Here is a 15,252-nt window from a genome sequence, read left to right as displayed (position 1 = left end):
GGAGCAACACATGGGGACCGCCTTGATCGTGGTCGATGTGCAGAACGACTTCTGCGAAGGCGGGTCGCTCGGCCTGCCCGGTGGCGCCGCCGCCGCCGAAGCGATCTCCAAGCAGGCCGCGGAAGGCGGCTACGCGCACGTCGTCGCCACCCGCGACTACCACATCGACCCGGGCGATCACTTCAGCGAGACGCCGGACTTCAAGGACAGCTGGCCGCGTCACTGCGTCGCGGGCACTTCCGGCGCGTCGTTCCACCCCGCGCTCGACGTGGTCCCGATCCGCGAGGTGTTCTCCAAGGGCGAGTACACCGCCGCGTACTCCGGCTTCGAGGGCAACGCGCGTGACGGCAAGACGCTCGACGCGTGGCTGAAGGAGCACGACGTCACCGAGGTCGACGTCGTCGGCATCGCGACCGACTTCTGCGTCCGCGCCACGGCGCTCGACGCGGCGAAGGCCGGTTTCAAGGTCCGGGTGCTGCTGGACCTCACGGTCGGCGGCTCGCAGCCGACCGTCGACGCCGCGCTCAAGGACTTCGACGAGGCGGGCGTGACCTACACCGGGAAGGCGCCGGTCCCGGCCGCATGATCCAGCACGACCTCCAGGACACCCTGATCGAAAACCGGCTCGTCGCGATCCTGCGGGCCGCGGACGCGAGCCGGTTCGCCGACGCCGCCACGGTGCTGCACGCGGCGGGCGTGCGGGTGCTCGAAGCGGCGTTGACCACGCCGGGCGCCACGGACGCCATCGCGACCATCCGCAAGAAGCTCGGCGACGACGCGCATATCGGCGCCGGGAGCGTGCGCGAGGTGTCCGATGTGGACATCTCGGCGGACGCGGGCGCGACCTTCCTGGTCACGCCGACGGTGAATCCGCTGGTCATGGAGCGCGCGCACGAACGCGGGCTGCCGGTGATCTGCGGCGCGCTGACGCCGACCGAGATCGACCAGGCGTGGCGTCTCGGCGCGGCGGCGGTGAAGGTCTTCCCGATCGCGGCCGTCGGCGGGATCGCCTACCTGCGGGCGATCCGGGCGCCGATGCCGGACATCCCGCTCGTCCCGACGGGCGGCGTGCACCTGGCCGACGTCGCGAATTACCTCGAGTCGGGCTCGATCGCCGTCGCGGCCGCCACGCCGCTTCTCGGCGACGCGCTCACCTCGAAAGGGTCGCTGACCGACCTGGCGGCCCGGGCGAGTGAGTTCGTCGCCGCGGCCGCGAAGTACGTCTCGCGCACCTGACGCGTTTAGTTCTCTGAATGCGTCAGGTCAGGGCTTCTTCTTGCCGTACGGGTCGCAGCTCGCGGTCCCGAGGTAGATGTCGCCCTTCGCCGGACCGCCGCCCTGCGGGAACAGCTTGATGTGCAGCATGTGCGTCACGAGGCTCCCGTCGGGCGGCGTCGGCGTGACGGTCTCGTTGACCGTGAGCGACGCCAGCGGCGTCCCTGCCTTGCCGCCCGGGATGGTCAGCCGGTAGTTCTGCGGGATGTTCTCCGGCAGCGTGAACCCGGTGACGTCGCCGAACTCGATGTAGCCGAGGCTGCCGTCCTCGGTGGTGCTGCACTTCGCCATGAACGAGCGGACCTTGATCACCGGGCCGCCGAAGCGTTTGAGCAACGTCGTCTCGAACCGCCGCCCGGCCGCCTCCCCGACGGCCACCGCTCCGTTCCGGCCGCAGCGCGACTCACCTCCGCTGAACCGGGCGAAATCACCGACGGACCCGCCCTGGGTCTTCGCGCTCAAGGGACCATCGACGTCGCACGGCGCCAGCTCGCCCGTGACCACGTGTTCGTCACCGATCTCCACGTCGACCGAACCGACCGACGCGGCCGCCGTCGCGGGCGCGGGACCGGCCGACGCGACCGCCGGACCTCCCGCCACCAGCGCCCCGGTCAGCATCGTCACCGACAACAGCATCGAAACGGGTTTCCTCATGTCCGGCAGCCTCCACCAACCGCCTGTCCCGTGCAGGGTCATGCCACCCGGACGAGTGGACGCTCGATGACCGTGAGGTGGCCGACATTCGGTCCGCGGCCCGTCGTCTGGCGTTAACCTCGGTTCACATTCGTGTACTCATAGGAGGTCTGAGTGTCTTCGCTGTCTGTGGCCGGTCGCCGTCCGGTCCTCGCCGACCTCGTTCCCGGCGCACTGGCCCGTGACGCGGTCCTGGTCGCCGGTGGGGCCGCCCTGACCGGTGCGGCCGCGCAGATCCTGATCCCGGTGCCCGGCTCCCCGGTGCCGATGACCGGCCAGACGTTCGCCGCCCTGCTGGTCGGCGCCGCGCTCGGCTGGAAGCGCGGCGCGCTGTCGATGGCGCTGTACCTCGCCGTCGGCGCCGCCGGGTTCGGCTGGTTCCAGAACGGTTCTTCCGGCCTGTTCGGCGCCAGCGCCGGCTACATCGTCGGCTTCGTGCTCGCCGGCGCGCTGGTCGGCGCGCTCGCCGGCCGCGGCGGTGACCGCACGCCGTTGCGCACGGCGGGCACGATGGTGCTGGGCAACCTCGCCATCTACTCGGTCGGTGTGCCGTGGCTGATGGCGTCGACCGGCTTCGGCCTGTCGACCGCCCTGGAGAAGGGTGTCGTGCCGTTCCTCATCGGCGACGCGCTGAAGATCGCCGTCGCGGCGGCGCTGCTTCCGGGCACCTGGGCGCTGGTTTCCCGCTTCCGTAAGGAGTCGTGACCGGCCCTTTCACCACCCCACAAGCCGTGATGAAAGGTCCCTTGCTCGCAAATTTCGCGAGCAAGGGACCTTTCATCGCACGGGGCGGACGATCTTGACGGTGCCCCCGGCTATCGTCTTGTCCCGTGCCCTCCCGTGCTGATTTCCCCGGTGTCCTCGAACTCCTGACCCACGCGGTCGAGTCCGTGGGCGGTGCCGAGCGCGAGGGCCAGGTCAAGATGGCGGACGCTGTCGGCCGGGCCATCCGCACCGGCGAGCACCTGGCCGTCCAGGCAGGCACGGGCACCGGGAAGTCGTTGGCCTATCTCGTACCCGCGATCCGCCACGCGGTCGAGAAGGAGGCCACGGTCGTGGTCTCCACGGCCACCATCGCGCTGCAGCGCCAGCTCGTGGACAGAGACCTCCCCCGGCTGGCGAAGGCGCTGAAGAAGCCCCTCGGCCGCGAGCCCACCTTCGCGATCCTCAAGGGCCGTCGTAACTACCTCTGCCTCCACCGGCTCGATTCCGGCGCCCCGGACGAGCCGGAGGATCAGCAGCTGTTCGACCCGTTCGCCGTCTCCAGGCTGGGCAAGGAGGTCACCCGGCTGCGGGAATGGTCGTCCGACACCGAAACCGGCGACCGCGACGAGCTCGTCCCCGGCGTCTCGGACCAGGCGTGGCGGCAGGTGTCGGTCACGGCCAAGGAATGCCTTGGCGCGTCACGCTGCCCCATCGGCACGGACTGTTTCGCCGAGCGGTCCCGCGCCGAGGCGGGCAAGGCCGACGTCGTGGTCACCAACCACGCGCTGCTGGCGATCGACGCGCTGCAGGGCTACCAGGTGCTCCCCGAGCACGACCTGGTGATCATCGACGAGGCGCACGACCTGGTGGACCGCGTGACCTCCGTGGCGACCGGCGAGCTGACCAGCGGCATGGTCTCCGCCGCCGCGCGGCGCTGCGGGAAGCTGGTCGACGACGAGGTGGCCGACCAGCTGCTGGAAGCGAGCGACGGGCTGGCCCTGATCCTCGACGACCTGCCCTCCGGCCGGATGGATTCGCTGCCGCAGGCCCTCACCGGCGCGATCCCAGCGGTCCGTGACGCCGCGCATCGCTGCCTCACCGCGCTCGGCAAGGATCGCAAGGAGGACGTCGACGAGGCCACCGCCCGCAAGCTGGCGCGGTCGCTGCTCGAAGAGGTCCACGACACCGCGGTCCGGCTCCTGGAGGCCTTCGACGACGACAAGGCGCATCAGCGCGACGTCGTCTGGCTGACCGGGGACCGCTTCTCCACGAACCCGCGCCCGCCCGCGCTGAAGGTCGCTCCGCTAGGTGTCGCCGGTCTGCTGCGCGAGCGGGTCTTCAACCAGCACACGACCGTCCTCACCTCGGCGACGCTGACCCTGGGCGGCACGTTCGACACGATGGCCCGCCAGTGGGGTCTCCCGCCCGGCGGGATGCGCGTCGAGAAGGCACCCGGCGCGGCGACGGACAAGGCCGCCCCCGCCGACAGTGACGACGCGGACGGCCCGAAGTGGACCGGCCTCGACGTCGGCTCGCCGTTCGACCACAAACGCAACGGCATCCTGTACCTGGCCAAACATCTGCCGCCGCCGGGCCGGGACGGGTTGCAGCCCTCGACCATGGACGAGCTCGCCGAGCTGATCGAGGCCGCGGGCGGGCGCACGCTCGGCCTGTTCTCTTCGATGCGCGCGGCGAAGCAGGCCACCGAGGAGATGCGGGAGCGGCTCGACCTGCCGATCCTCTGCCAGGGTGACGACGCCACCGGCCTGCTGGTGCAGAAGTTCTCCGAGGACGCGCGCACCTGCCTGTTCGGCACGCTTTCGCTGTGGCAGGGCGTCGACGTGCCCGGTCCGTCGCTCCAGCTCGTGGTGGTCGACAGGATCCCGTTCCCCCGCCCGGACGACCCGGTCTCCTCGGCCCGGCAACGAGCCGTGGAAGCCAGGGGCGGCAACGGTTTCCTGACCGTCGCGGCCACGCACGCGGCGCTGCTGCTCGCGCAGGGCACCGGACGGCTGCACCGTTCGGTCAGCGATCGCGGCGTCGTGGCGATCCTGGACTCGCGGCTGGCCACCGCCCGCTACGGCGGATTCCTGCGCGCCTCGCTGCCGCCGTTCTGGCCGACCATGGACCCGAAGGTCGCCCGCGACGCGCTACGCCGCCTCGACGCCGCCGCCCCGGCCTGAGTGGCCTGGAACACGGCCGAGTACCGTTAACGGAACGCCGAAGACAGGGAGAACCGGTTGTCCCACGAGTCGCCCAACGCACAATCCCGGACCGTCAGCGTCGATGACACCGGAGTGCGGCGCCAGCTCGCGGACGGCAGCGAAGAAGCCGTCACGTGGTCCGAGCTGTCCGCGGTGGTGGTCAGAGTGATCCCTGAAGGCCCGTGGAAGGAAGACGTCTTCTTCATGCTCGCCGGCGCCGACGGGAAGGGCACCGCGATCCCCAGCGGCGACCCGGCCGCCGACGCGCTGATCGAGCGGTTGCAGACGCTGCCCGGCTTCGACAACGAGAAGTTCATCGAGGCCATGACCACCGACGCCGACGAGGCGTACGTGGTCTGGAGCGCCGAAGGCCACCCCGCCAAACACTGAGCCCAGGTGCGCTGAAGGGGCCTACTCGGCCGGGAAGCTCTCCGTGACCGGGATGCCCTTCTTCAACGTCCGGCTCACCGTGCACAACCGTTCGATCGCGCGATCGACCGCCGCGGCGAGCGCCTCTCGATCCGCGGCGGGCAGCGAGGACACGTCGACGTCGAAAGCCACGTGGACGGCGTCGAGCTCCGAAGCGCCTTCGCGCCGGTCCGCGGTCACGCCGACCCGGAACTTCGAGTCCTCCCCGATCCGGCGCGTGATGAGGTTCTCGGCGGTGACGGCCGAACAGCCCGCCGCCGCGATCTGCAGCAGTTCCGCGGGTGAGAAGGCGCCCTCGGCGCCCTTGCGGCCGATCACGACCTCGGCACCGCGTTCGTTGCGGCCGATGAAGCGGTGCTCACCGTCGCGCTGGACTTCCAAAGACACGGTTCTCCCTTTCAGAGTGGCGGCAGCCTGGGGGCGATCTCGCCGGCGAGCCGTTCCGCGGCCGGGCACATCTCGGGCGGCTGCTTGACCTTGTCCGCCACGTAGATCTCCACCGTCTCGATCATGGCACGACCGTCGCCGGTGAAGGTCCGGTGCGGGATCTCGGCCTGGCAAGCCTTCCACTCCGGCGCGACCTCCACGAAGGCTTCCCGCGATCCGAGAGCGACCCGTCTGCCGCCGTCCCCGAACGGCGCCCGCTCCCGTTCGAACCGGATCGTCACCTCGGTCTCGCGGTGGTTCCAGTAGCACTCCCAGTTGCCGAAGACCGGATCCGGAGCGGACGGGCCGCCGACGATCGCCTCCGGCAGGTCCGCACCCAGCGCGCAGGCGTCGAGAGTGCCGAGTGAACCGGCGGGGAAGGGCGCGGGACGCCGCTCGACCGGCTGCCGGTTCAGCACACTCACCGCGTGCGTGGCCACCGGATCGACGTAATCGCACAGATGCGCGTGCCAGTTCCGGATGTGCCGGGCGTGCACCCACACCTGGTTGCCGTCCGGCAGCGGGATGCCCCGTGCGCATTTGTCCTCGGAGTCGCTTGGGATCTCGCGCACGATCAGCTTCCCCGGCACCGGCTTCTCCAGCAGCGGCGACGTCGGCGTCGTCAGTTCGAGGCGGACGTCGACGATGTCGTCCTCGTCGGGGCTCAGGCGCAGCCGGACACCACAGGAGTTGAAATTGCCGCCGGCACTGTCCAGTTCGGGGGATCCGAGGTGGTTCAGCACGGACGGCTCCACCAGCGCGCAAGGATCCGCCGACCGCCGGTCACCGATCAGCTCGGACGGCGGACCCGCCGCGATCGACGCCGGTTCCCTCGTGGCGTAGACCAAGCCCGCGGTCAGCACCAGTACCGCCGCGACGACCGCCATCGCGATGGCGCGCCTGGTCACCCGGATACGTCGTACCCGCGCGGGAACGACGACGTCCGCGACCTCGGAAAGCAGCTCGGCGGCGCGGACGGCGTCCGGCCGTCCGGCGGGTTTGCGCCGCAGCAGCTCCATCAGCGCGGGCGCCAGCGGTCCGGCCCGGCGGATCGGCTCCAGCGTGTACGACGTCGCCCGCCGGAGCTGGACGAACGGCCCGACGCTCGCGTCTCCCCACACCGACGTGCCCTCGACGGCGGCGAACAGTGTCGCGCCGAGCGAGAACACGTCCGCCGCAGCACCCGCCTGCCGTCCTTCGGCCATCTCCGGCGCGACGTAGCCGGGGGTCCCGACGTCGAGTCCGCCGCCGGTTCGGGTCACCTCCGCCCACTGCGCGATGCCGAGGTCGGTGAGTTTGGCCGTACCGTCCTCGGCCACCAGGACGTTGCCCGGTTTGAGGTCGCGGTGGACCATGCCCTTCTCGTGCATCGCCGCGAGCGCCGCGGCGAGCTGGACCCCGATCTTGGCCACCTTGCCGGGCGGCAGCGGCCCGTCGGAGTCGATGACGTCGGCGAGGCTGCGCGAAGGCAGGTACTCCATGACGAGCCACCGGTCGTCGCCGTCGTTCACGGCGTCGAAGACGGTGACCACGTTCGGGTGATGCAGGCCCGCGCCGATCCGCGCCTCGCGCCGGATCTGGCCGCTGTCCCCGGCCTGTGAGCGTTTGAGGGCGACGACCCGGCCCAGGTCCAGATCGGTGGCACGCCAGACCACACCCATGCCCCCGGCGCCGATCCGCTCCTCCAAGCGATAGCGCCCGGCGATCAGCCGGTCACCCATGCGGGGAGTATAGGAGGCTAAGCCCTTTGGGCTATGACCGTGACTGTTCCGGGATCGACTTCGGTGAAACCGGCGTCCCGGACCGCGACGACACCGTCACGGCGCCACGAGCCTTCGGGATCCTCGACCGGGCAAAGCGCCTTCCAGATCGCGACCGGCGGTGTCCGCACCGAGCACCGGAACCCGGTCTCGGCCCAGGCCGCCCGTTCGGCCTCGTCCAGCAGTGCGGCGAGGATCATCGTCGCGTGCCCGACCTGGGCCGCCCCCTTGCCGACGGTCATCGCGACCTCGGGGTTCAGCAGCAGCCGCGGGATACCGTCCGGCGTGGGTCCCGGCTCGTCGGCCGGGAGTTCGCTCCCGGAGATCTGCAAGCGCGAGACCTCCTTCGGCGTCTCGACGACGCGGCAGGGAAGCAAGGCCCGCGCCTCGGCGCCGTCGACCTCGATCGTGATCCCCGGCAGTTCCTGGACCGCGCGCCAGTGCGCGCCGCGCGCCCGCCGGGCGACCTTGCGGATCCGGCCGTCGACCCACGCCTTGAGCGGCTCGTGCCATTCGCCTTCGGGCAAGGCGCGTTCGTCGAGGCAGACCGCGACCGCGGCGGCCGCCGCGGCCTCCAGCAACGCGGTGCGGGACGGCGGTTCGGCCCGTTCCATCCGCAGGATCACCGGCATCGCCCGGACCTCGGCGGGATCCTCGTCCGAGGTGTCTTCCGTGTCTTCGGCGGGCAGTCCCAGCCAGTACGCGTAGCGCGCGGCCAGCGGTTCCAGGACGCTCATGGCCGGGAAAGTTCGAGACCGTCGGCCGCGTCGGCCGCCTCGATCTCGCCCCTGGTGACCCCGAGCAGGAACAGCACGGCGTCGAGGTACGGGTGGGAGAGCGCGGTGTCGGCGACCTCGCGGAGCGCCGGCTTCGCGTTGAAGGCGACACCCATCCCGGCGACCGACAGCATGTCGATGTCGTTCGCGCCGTCACCGACGGCGACGCACTGCTCCAGCGAGATCTCGTACTCCTCGGCGAACCGGCGCAGCGCCACCGCCTTGCCCGCGCGGTCGACGATGTCCCCGACCACCCGGCCGGTGAGCTTGCCGTCGACCACTTCGAGTTCGTTCGCGGCGGCGAAGTCGAGGCCGAGGTCGTCCACGAGGGACTGGATGATCTTGGTGAAACCACCCGAGACGACCCCGCAGCGGAAGCCCATCCGCTTCAGCGTGCGGATGGTCGTGCGCGCGCCAGGGGTGAGCTCGATGGACGCGGCGACCTCGTCCAGCACCGTCTCCGGAAGCCCCTCCAGCAGCGCGACCCGGCGCTCCAGCGACTCGCCGAAGTTCAGCTCGCCGCGCATCGCGGCCTCGGTAATTTCGCGGACCTGCGGTTCGACGCCGGCGTGCGCGCCGAGCATCTCGATGACCTCGCCCTGGATGAGCGTGGAGTCGACGTCGAAGACGACCAGCCGCTTGGCACGGCGGGCCAGCCCGGCCCGCTCGACCGAGATGTCGATCCCGGCCTCGACGGCGGCGTCCGCCAGCGCGGTGCGCAGCGCGGCGTCGGCCTCCGGGGTGTCCTGGGCGAGCGAGGCGTACAGCTCCAGCCCGGTCACCGGGTAGTCGGCGACGCTGCGGATCGAGTCGATGTTGACGTCAAGCGCGGCGAGGCGGCGCGCGACGTCGGAGAACGCCCGCGCCGTCACCGGGCGGCCGAGCATCAGCAGGACATGCGTCGAGTCCTTCTGGCCGATGGCGAACGGGTCGGCGCCGATGGCCGAGCCGATCTTCACCTCGACCTCCATCCCGACCGACGCCATCGCCTGCTCTACGTATTCCTGCAGGCCCTCGGGGTCGCGGTACACGCCGGCGAGCACGCCGAGCACCAGCTGGCCGCGGATGACGACCTGCTCGACGTCGAGGACGTCGACGTCGTGGCGCGACAGCACGGCGAACAGCACCGAGGACACACCCGGCTTGTCGGGACCGGTGGTGGTGATGAGAACTGGTGTCTGCGTCACGGGGGTCAGTCTCCCTCAGCCGGCCACGAAAAAGGCGCGTGCCTTGCCCCTGTGTGAGGCAAGGCACGCGCCGATTCCGCTTATCGGGTCACTTCTCGCTGGAGTTGTCCTTGGAGTGGTCACCCGGCATGGCCGCCTCGGTGAGCACCTGGGACGGCGCGCGGTGGGTGTTGACCTTCTGCTTCCCGAAGAAGCCGATCTCACCCTCCTTGTGGATGCGCTCGACCATATGCGGGTAGTGCAGCTCGAACGCCGGCCGCTCGGACCGGATCCGCGGCAGCTCGGTGAAGTTGTGCCGCGGCGGCGGGCAGGACGTCGCCCATTCGAGCGAGTTGCCGTAGCCCCATGGGTCGTCCACCGTGACGATCTCGCCGTACCGGTAGCTCTTGAAGACGTTCCAGATGAACGGCAGCGTCGAGGCACCGAGGATGTACGCACCGATCGTGGAGATCGTGTTCAGCGTGGTGAACCCGTCGGACTGCAGGTAGTCCGCGTACCGGCGCGGCATGCCTTCGGCGCCGAGCCAGTGCTGCACCAGGAACGTGGCGTGGAAGCCGATGAACGTGGTCCAGAAGTGCCACTTGCCGAGCTTCTCGTCCATCATGCGGCCGGTGATCTTCGGGAACCAGAAGTAGATCCCGGCGAACGTGGCGAACACGATCGTGCCGTAGAGCACGTAGTGGAAGTGCGCGACGACGAAGTAGCTGTCGGACACGTGGAAGTCGATCGCCGGCGCGGCCAGCATGATGCCGGTCAGACCGCCGAAGAGGAACGTGACGATGAAGCCCATCGAGAAGATCATCGGCGTCTCGAAGGACAGCTGGCCCTTCCACATCGTGCCGATCCAGTTGAAGAACTTCACGCCGGTCGGGACCGCGATCAGGAAGGTCATGAAGGAGAAGAACGGCAGCAGCACGGCGCCGGTCGCGTACATGTGGTGCGCCCACACGGCCACCGACAGCGCGGCGATCGCCAGCGTCGCCCAGACCAGGCCCTTGTAACCGAAGATCGGCTTGCGGCTGAAGACCGGGAAGATCTCCGACACGATCCCGAAGAACGGCAGGGCGACGATGTAGACCTCTGGATGGCCGAAGAACCAGAACAGGTGCTGCCAGAGGATCACGCCGCCGTTCGCGGGGTCGAACACGTGCGCCCCGAGATGCCGGTCCGCCAGCAGACCCATCAGGGCCGCGGTCAGGATCGGGAACGCCAGCAGGATCAGGATGCTGGTGACCAGGATGTTCCAGGTGAAGATCGGCATCCGGTACATCGTCATACCGGGGGCGCGCAGGCAGACCACCGTGGTGATCATGTTGACGCCACCGAGGATGGTGCCGAGACCGGAGACGACCAGACCGGAGATCCACAGGTCGGCGCCGACGCCGGGCGAGTGGATGGCGTCCGACAGCGGGGTGTAGGCGAACCAGCCGAAGTCGGCGGCGCCACCCGGGGTCAGGAAGCCGGACATCACGATCAGGCCGCCGAAGAGGTACAGCCAGTACGAGAACGCGTTCAGCCGCGGGAAGGCGACGTCGGGCGAACCGATCTGCAGCGGCAGGATGAAGTTCGCGAAACCGAAGAGGATCGGCGTCGCGTACAGCAGCAGCATGATCGTGCCGTGCATGGTGAACAGCTGGTTGTACTGCTCCTGCGAAAGGAACTGCTGCCCGGGACGCGCCAGCTCGGAGCGGATCAGCATCGCCATCGCGCCGCCCACCATGAAGAAGGCGAACGACGTGACCAGGTACATGATGCCGATTTGCTTGTGGTCCGTCGTGCGGAACAACCGCAGCAGGTACGAACCCTTAACCGACTCGCGCGCGGGATACGGGCGCGTGGCGATCGGCTTGGGGGCTACGGCCGTCACTCCTGCCTCCAACACTCAAACCTTGTGGTGGTCAATTTGCGGTCGCCGGGCGGATTCGGGACCCACTCCGGCGGCTAGTGGGGATCGTAGCCCTCACTACCGACAGTCGCGCGCACCGGCTGGCAAGATCGCGCCGTGACCGACGAACACACCCGCGCGGGAGTGGCCGCGGCCGTCGCCGTCGGTGCCCGGTACGGGCTGCCGACCGGCGCCCCCGATGTCCTGCATTTCAAGTCGAACGTGCTGGTGAGACTGGGTCCGGTGGTGGCGCGGGTGCCCGGCACGACGCGCTTCGCGCGGCCCTCGCCCGAAGACTGGCTCAGGCGCGACGTCGAGCTGTCGCGGTACCTCACGGAACGTGGTGTGCTCGTCGTCTCACCGACCACGGATCCCCCGGCAGGACCGCATTTCGCCGACGGTCTCCCGGTCACTCTCTGGCACTACACCCCGCACGAGCCGGGGCACACGCTGTCGCCGCGCGAGGTGGCTCTTTCGCTCGCCCGGGTGCACGACGCGCTCGCGGACTACCCCGGTGAACTGCCCGAACTCGGGCCGGTCCGCGAACTCCGGACGCTGCTCGACCGGAACGGGGCTCTCCTTGGCGACGCGGCACCCCGGTTGTACGGGGAACTCGAGCGGGTGGCGGCCGCGCTGCCGGACACCGAGCCGCGGCCGCTGCACGGTGACGCCCATCGGGGGAACGTCGTCGCGACGGCGGCCGGACCGTGCTGGCTCGACTTCGAGGACACCTGGCGCGGGCCGCTCGGGTGGGACCTCGGCGTGCTGTTCGCGGAGGCCGGGCACGAGACTTTGGCCGCGTACCCGGCCGATGTGACGCCCGCGTCGCTGGAGCCGTTCATCGCGTTGCGGCGGTTGTTCGAGATCCCCTGGCGATTCGTGATCGCGCGGCGGTTCCCGGAGCGGCTCCCCGAGGCCGAAGCCGCCCTGGAGCGCTACTTCTCCCGCATTTAGTCCTCTGAATGCGGTCCTTGCACGCGCAACTACCGCATCGAGAGGACTAAACGCTGGAGATCAGGAGCTCGGCCGCCACGTCGACGCCGTCCGTCCGCACCTCACCACCGACCTGACGCGCCCGTTCGGCGACACCGGGACGCAGCACCTCGTCCAGAGCGAGCGTCAGCGCTTCGGCGGAGGGCTCACCGGTGATCGACGTCCCCACCCCGAGTTCCCCGACCCGCTGCGCGAAGTACGGCTGATCGAACATCTGCGGGACGAGCACCTGCGGCACCCCGGCCCGCGTCGCCGCCGTCGTCGTGCCGGCGCCGCCGTGGTGGACGACCGCGGCGACCCGCGGGAAGAGCGCCTGCTGGTTGACGTCCCCGATGGCGAGGCAATCGGGTTCGTCGTCGATCAGCGCCAGCTCCGTCCAGCCGCGGAACACGATCGCCCGCCGCCCGTGCGCCCGCGCCGACTCGATCATCGCCTTCGCGATCTCCTCCGGGGCGCGGATGCTCCCGAATCCGAAGTAGACCGGGGGTTCCCCGTCGTCGAGGAAGGCCTCCAGCTCCGGGGACAACGGACTGTGGTCCGGCAGGAGCCAGGCGCCGGTCTGGTGCACGTCGAGCGCCGATGGCCCCCGCCACGGCGCCAGCACCGGATCTGCGGCCAGCCACGGGGATTCGGTGAAGATATGCCCGCGGACGTCGTCGACCGGTGAGAGACCGAGCTTTTCCCGCCGCGCGTTCAGCACGCCGCCCCATTGCGCGTTCCACCGTTCCGCGTCGTCCGCCCACAGGGCCGGGATGGCGGCATCGGGATTCTTCGGTGCCCAGCCCGGGAAAACGGGCGGACGATGGTGCAGTGAAGGCAGCGTTATCGGGCAATAGGCGGTGAAGAAATAAGGAATCCCTTTCCGCTCGGCCACCGAATGCGCGGCGATGTTCAAGGCCATTCCCGCGACGACGGCGTCGCAGCCTTCGGCCACCTCCGGCATCGTCTCGAATTGCCCGACGACCATGGCCTCGGCCATCGCCCGCCGCCCCTCAGGTGTGGCCATCGCCTTGGTCATGGCGGAATCCGGCTTCGCGGTCGGCCGGAGTTCCGGACCCAGCGGCGCGAAAGGAATCCCGAGGCCTTCGGCCCAGCCGCGGAAATCGGGCGGCGCGCAAAGCCGGACATCCTGGCCGAGTTCCCGCAATCGCACCGCCAAGGCCACCAGTGGCTGCACCTCACCCCTCGTCCCGATAGTGGACAGGAGTACACGCATGGGAATCCCCCTTCGGCAAAAACGTGAAGGCACGAATTGTGGACCGGGAATGGGGGCTTGCCGCAAGCCCCGGGGTCCGCTATACCTTGGAAGGGGCAGGGGAAACGTTTTTACGCGGGATACCAGCCCAAGATCGCTTCGACGACTCCGGCCGGATCCTCCAGCGGTGTCAGGTGCCCGACCTCCGGCAACACGACCAAGGTCGCGTCCGGGAGTGTTTCCACGAGGGTGTTCGCCTCCGCCAGTGGAGTCAGGCCGTCCTCTTCGCCGACCACGACCAACGCCGGCACGTCCGCCGAACGCAGCGTTTCGAGTGAATCGGGCCGCGCCGCCATCGCGCGTGCCGCCCACGCCACGCCGGACGGCGGTTGCGTCGTAATCAGTTCACGAAGCCGTTCGGCCACTTCCGGACTGGCCTTTTCGGCGAGCAATCCGGGCGTGACGGCTTCGGGCATCCAGGCGGTGCCTTCCGCTTCCACCCTGGCCGCGACGTCGTGCCGGGCCTGCGCGGCCTCGGGGGTGTCGGCCGTCGCCTTCGTGTCGATGAACACGAGGCCGCCCACCCGCTCCGGTGCCAGGCGCAGCACCGCCATCGTCAGGTAGCCGCCCATCGAGCAGCCACCGAGGACGACCTTGTCGAGGCCGAGCCGGTCGAGCAGCGCCACGACGTCGCGGGCGGCGTCGTCCAGATCCGGCTCCCGGTCGGTTTCCGGCAGCGGGCTGCGGCCGAGGCCGCGCTGGTCGGGCGTGATCAGCCGCAGGCGTTCCGAGAGCGGCGCGCGGACCGCGTCCCACATGCGGGCGTCGACGGGGAAGGCGTGCAGCAGTACCAGCGGGAGATCCTTCATGGCGATGATTCTGTCGCACCCTGGGGCTATCGTCAGATCCGTGCTGACAGAGATCAAGACGGAGAGGCTGCTGCTGCGGAGGCTGCGCGAGACGGACCGCGAGAACATCGTCGCGCTGCAGGCCGATCCGGAGACGAACAAGTTCAACGGCGTGCCGCATACCGTCGAGGGCGCGCGGGAGCTGTACGACGCCTGGATGAAGCATTGGGCCGAGCACGGATTCGGCTATCTCGCGGTGTCCGCTTTGGACGATCCCGAGGTGATCGTCGGGTTCGGCGGCGTCCGGTATCACGAATGGAACGGCGAGCGCGTGCTGAACCTCGCGTACCGCTTCTGGCCGTTCGCCTGGGGCAAGGGCTACGCGACGGAGATGGCGGCCGCCGTCGTCGAATGGGCCGAACGGGAGATCCCCGACGTCCCGGTGATCGCCAACATCATGGTGGCCAACGAACCGTCGATCCGGGTCGCCGAGCGGCTCGGCTTCAAGATCCACACGGAGGAGGAGTTCGAGGGAGCGCCCTCACTGCACATGCGGCGCTGAGTCACCAGCGTCCGGGACGGCGCCTGGACCGCGCGCCCCAGCACGCCTTGTGCCAATGGCGGCGGTCGGCGACCCCGCCGGTGTCGTCGGCGGGCCAGGCGACCACATGCGGGGTCCCCTGCCGGATCTCGTGATCGCAACCGGGGCAGCGGTAGTCCTTGGTGGCCTGCGCGCCGGGCACGGTGCGCACCAGCCAGTCGCCGTCGGCGGCGGATTCGGAACGCGCCCAGCCGGTCGACGCGCCGAGGTCGGGGCGTCCACCGCGTTCGGGCCGGTTACGTCGTGGCACGCCCGAAACGGTATACGGCCGGATG

16 protein-coding genes are annotated in these 15,252 nt (G+C 69.9%); 7 read left to right on the top strand and 9 right to left on the bottom strand.

Features of this window, described 5'->3' with window-relative positions:
- Window positions 1–10: 10 nt before the first annotated feature.
- The gene (locus NQK81_RS33320; protein WP_125673754.1) at window positions 11–586 is read left to right on the top strand and encodes a nicotinamidase; all 576 of its coding nucleotides are present in this window, start codon (window positions 11–13) and stop codon (window positions 584–586) included.
- Entirely contained in the window at window positions 583–1,236 is a 654-nt protein-coding gene (locus NQK81_RS33315) for a bifunctional 4-hydroxy-2-oxoglutarate aldolase/2-dehydro-3-deoxy-phosphogluconate aldolase (RefSeq protein WP_126732701.1), read from the top strand. The genes NQK81_RS33320 and NQK81_RS33315 overlap by 4 nt, the downstream gene beginning before the upstream one ends.
- 27 nt (window positions 1,237–1,263) lie before the next feature.
- Here NQK81_RS33315 and NQK81_RS33310 read toward each other — a convergent pair whose 3' ends face one another.
- Window positions 1,264–1,929 carry a choice-of-anchor P family protein gene (locus NQK81_RS33310; RefSeq protein WP_257484623.1) on the bottom strand — a complete coding sequence of 222 codons (666 nt, stop codon included), beginning with the start codon at window positions 1,927–1,929 and terminating at the stop codon, window positions 1,264–1,266.
- Window positions 1,930–2,082: 153 nt separating this feature from the next.
- Here NQK81_RS33310 and NQK81_RS33305 point away from each other — a divergent pair, with 153 nt between their 5' ends.
- The 3 genes from NQK81_RS33305 (at window position 2,083) to NQK81_RS33295 (ending at window position 5,267) form a co-directional block, all read left to right on the top strand.
- A complete protein-coding gene (locus NQK81_RS33305) occupies window positions 2,083–2,673 on the top strand; it encodes a biotin transporter BioY (RefSeq protein WP_126732699.1) in 591 nt (196 codons plus the stop codon).
- A gap of 125 nt (window positions 2,674–2,798) precedes the next feature.
- Complete coding sequence (locus NQK81_RS33300) at window positions 2,799–4,856, top strand: ATP-dependent DNA helicase (protein ID WP_257484622.1); 2,058 nt, start codon at window positions 2,799–2,801, stop codon at window positions 4,854–4,856.
- Window positions 4,857–4,913: 57 nt separating this feature from the next.
- A complete protein-coding gene (locus NQK81_RS33295; protein ID WP_126732697.1) occupies window positions 4,914–5,267 on the top strand; it encodes a hypothetical protein in 354 nt (117 codons plus the stop codon).
- A gap of 21 nt (window positions 5,268–5,288) precedes the next feature.
- Here the strand turns inward: NQK81_RS33295 and NQK81_RS33290 are convergent, their stop codons facing one another.
- From NQK81_RS33290 to ctaD, 5 genes are all read right to left on the bottom strand, one after another.
- Window positions 5,289–5,693 carry an OsmC family protein gene (locus NQK81_RS33290; protein ID WP_257484621.1) on the bottom strand — a complete coding sequence of 135 codons (405 nt, stop codon included), beginning with the start codon at window positions 5,691–5,693 and terminating at the stop codon, window positions 5,289–5,291.
- An 11-nt stretch (window positions 5,694–5,704) separates the two neighbouring features.
- Window positions 5,705–7,453, bottom strand: coding sequence for a serine/threonine-protein kinase (locus NQK81_RS33285; protein ID WP_257484620.1), 1,749 nt, complete (start codon window positions 7,451–7,453; stop codon window positions 5,705–5,707).
- 17 nt (window positions 7,454–7,470) lie between these two features.
- Window positions 7,471–8,229, bottom strand: coding sequence for a peptidyl-tRNA hydrolase (locus tag NQK81_RS33280; RefSeq protein ID WP_257484619.1), 759 nt, complete (start codon window positions 8,227–8,229; stop codon window positions 7,471–7,473).
- Window positions 8,226–9,455 (bottom strand): phosphoserine phosphatase SerB, encoded by a 1,230-nt coding sequence (serB, locus tag NQK81_RS33275; RefSeq protein WP_192743188.1) that lies wholly within the window; start codon window positions 9,453–9,455, stop codon window positions 8,226–8,228. Before serB ends, NQK81_RS33280 begins: the two co-directional genes overlap by 4 nt.
- Before the next feature lie 88 nt (window positions 9,456–9,543).
- Window positions 9,544–11,322, bottom strand: a complete 1,779-nt coding sequence (gene ctaD / locus NQK81_RS33270; protein WP_034308844.1) for an aa3-type cytochrome oxidase subunit I — start codon at window positions 11,320–11,322, stop codon at window positions 9,544–9,546.
- Between the two features lie 135 nt (window positions 11,323–11,457).
- On the opposite strand from ctaD, the gene NQK81_RS33265 reads away from it, so the two are divergent.
- The gene (locus NQK81_RS33265) at window positions 11,458–12,294 is read left to right on the top strand and encodes a phosphotransferase (protein ID WP_257484618.1); all 837 of its coding nucleotides are present in this window, start codon (window positions 11,458–11,460) and stop codon (window positions 12,292–12,294) included.
- A gap of 46 nt (window positions 12,295–12,340) precedes the next feature.
- Here the strand turns inward: NQK81_RS33265 and NQK81_RS33260 are convergent, their stop codons facing one another.
- Window positions 12,341–13,549 (bottom strand): glycosyltransferase, encoded by a 1,209-nt coding sequence (locus NQK81_RS33260; RefSeq protein ID WP_257484617.1) that lies wholly within the window; start codon window positions 13,547–13,549, stop codon window positions 12,341–12,343.
- Window positions 13,550–13,659: 110 nt separating this feature from the next.
- A complete protein-coding gene (locus NQK81_RS33255; protein WP_126732691.1) occupies window positions 13,660–14,397 on the bottom strand; it encodes an alpha/beta fold hydrolase in 738 nt (245 codons plus the stop codon).
- On the opposite strand from NQK81_RS33255, the gene NQK81_RS33250 reads away from it, so the two are divergent.
- Window positions 14,396–14,938, top strand: a complete 543-nt coding sequence (locus NQK81_RS33250; RefSeq protein ID WP_257484616.1) for a GNAT family N-acetyltransferase — start codon at window positions 14,396–14,398, stop codon at window positions 14,936–14,938. The genes NQK81_RS33255 and NQK81_RS33250 overlap by 2 nt on opposite strands.
- Window position 14,939: 1 nt before the next feature.
- Here NQK81_RS33250 and NQK81_RS33245 read toward each other — a convergent pair whose 3' ends face one another.
- Entirely contained in the window at window positions 14,940–15,227 is a 288-nt protein-coding gene (locus tag NQK81_RS33245; protein ID WP_126732689.1) for an Rv1322 family protein, read from the bottom strand.
- Window positions 15,228–15,252: the final 25 nt, after the last annotated feature.

It is taken from the genome of Amycolatopsis roodepoortensis (assembly GCF_024628825.1).
Lineage (GTDB): Bacteria > Actinomycetota > Actinomycetes > Mycobacteriales > Pseudonocardiaceae > Amycolatopsis > Amycolatopsis roodepoortensis.
Note: the sequence above shows the minus strand (reverse complement) of the source record. Positions and strands in the feature narration are given on the sequence as shown.

Bases quoted from the DNA above. Each gene is read 5' to 3' on its own strand.
- NQK81_RS33315 (WP_126732701.1), top strand. From the start codon at position 583: ATGATCCAGCACGACCTCCAGGACACCCTGATCGAAAACCGGCTCGTC.
- NQK81_RS33285 (WP_257484620.1), bottom strand. From the start codon at position 7,453: ATGGGTGACCGGCTGATCGCCGGGCGCTATCGCTTGGAGGAGCGGATC.
- NQK81_RS33280 (WP_257484619.1), bottom strand. From the start codon at position 8,229: ATGAGCGTCCTGGAACCGCTGGCCGCGCGCTACGCGTACTGGCTGGGA.
- NQK81_RS33250 (WP_257484616.1), top strand. From the start codon at position 14,396: ATGGCGATGATTCTGTCGCACCCTGGGGCTATCGTCAGATCCGTGCTG.
- NQK81_RS33310 (WP_257484623.1), bottom strand. From the start codon at position 1,929: ATGAGGAAACCCGTTTCGATGCTGTTGTCGGTGACGATGCTGACCGGG.
- NQK81_RS33255 (WP_126732691.1), bottom strand. From the start codon at position 14,397: ATGAAGGATCTCCCGCTGGTACTGCTGCACGCCTTCCCCGTCGACGCC.
- NQK81_RS33320 (WP_125673754.1), top strand. From the start codon at position 11: ATGGGGACCGCCTTGATCGTGGTCGATGTGCAGAACGACTTCTGCGAA.
- NQK81_RS33260 (WP_257484617.1), bottom strand. From the start codon at position 13,549: ATGCGTGTACTCCTGTCCACTATCGGGACGAGGGGTGAGGTGCAGCCA.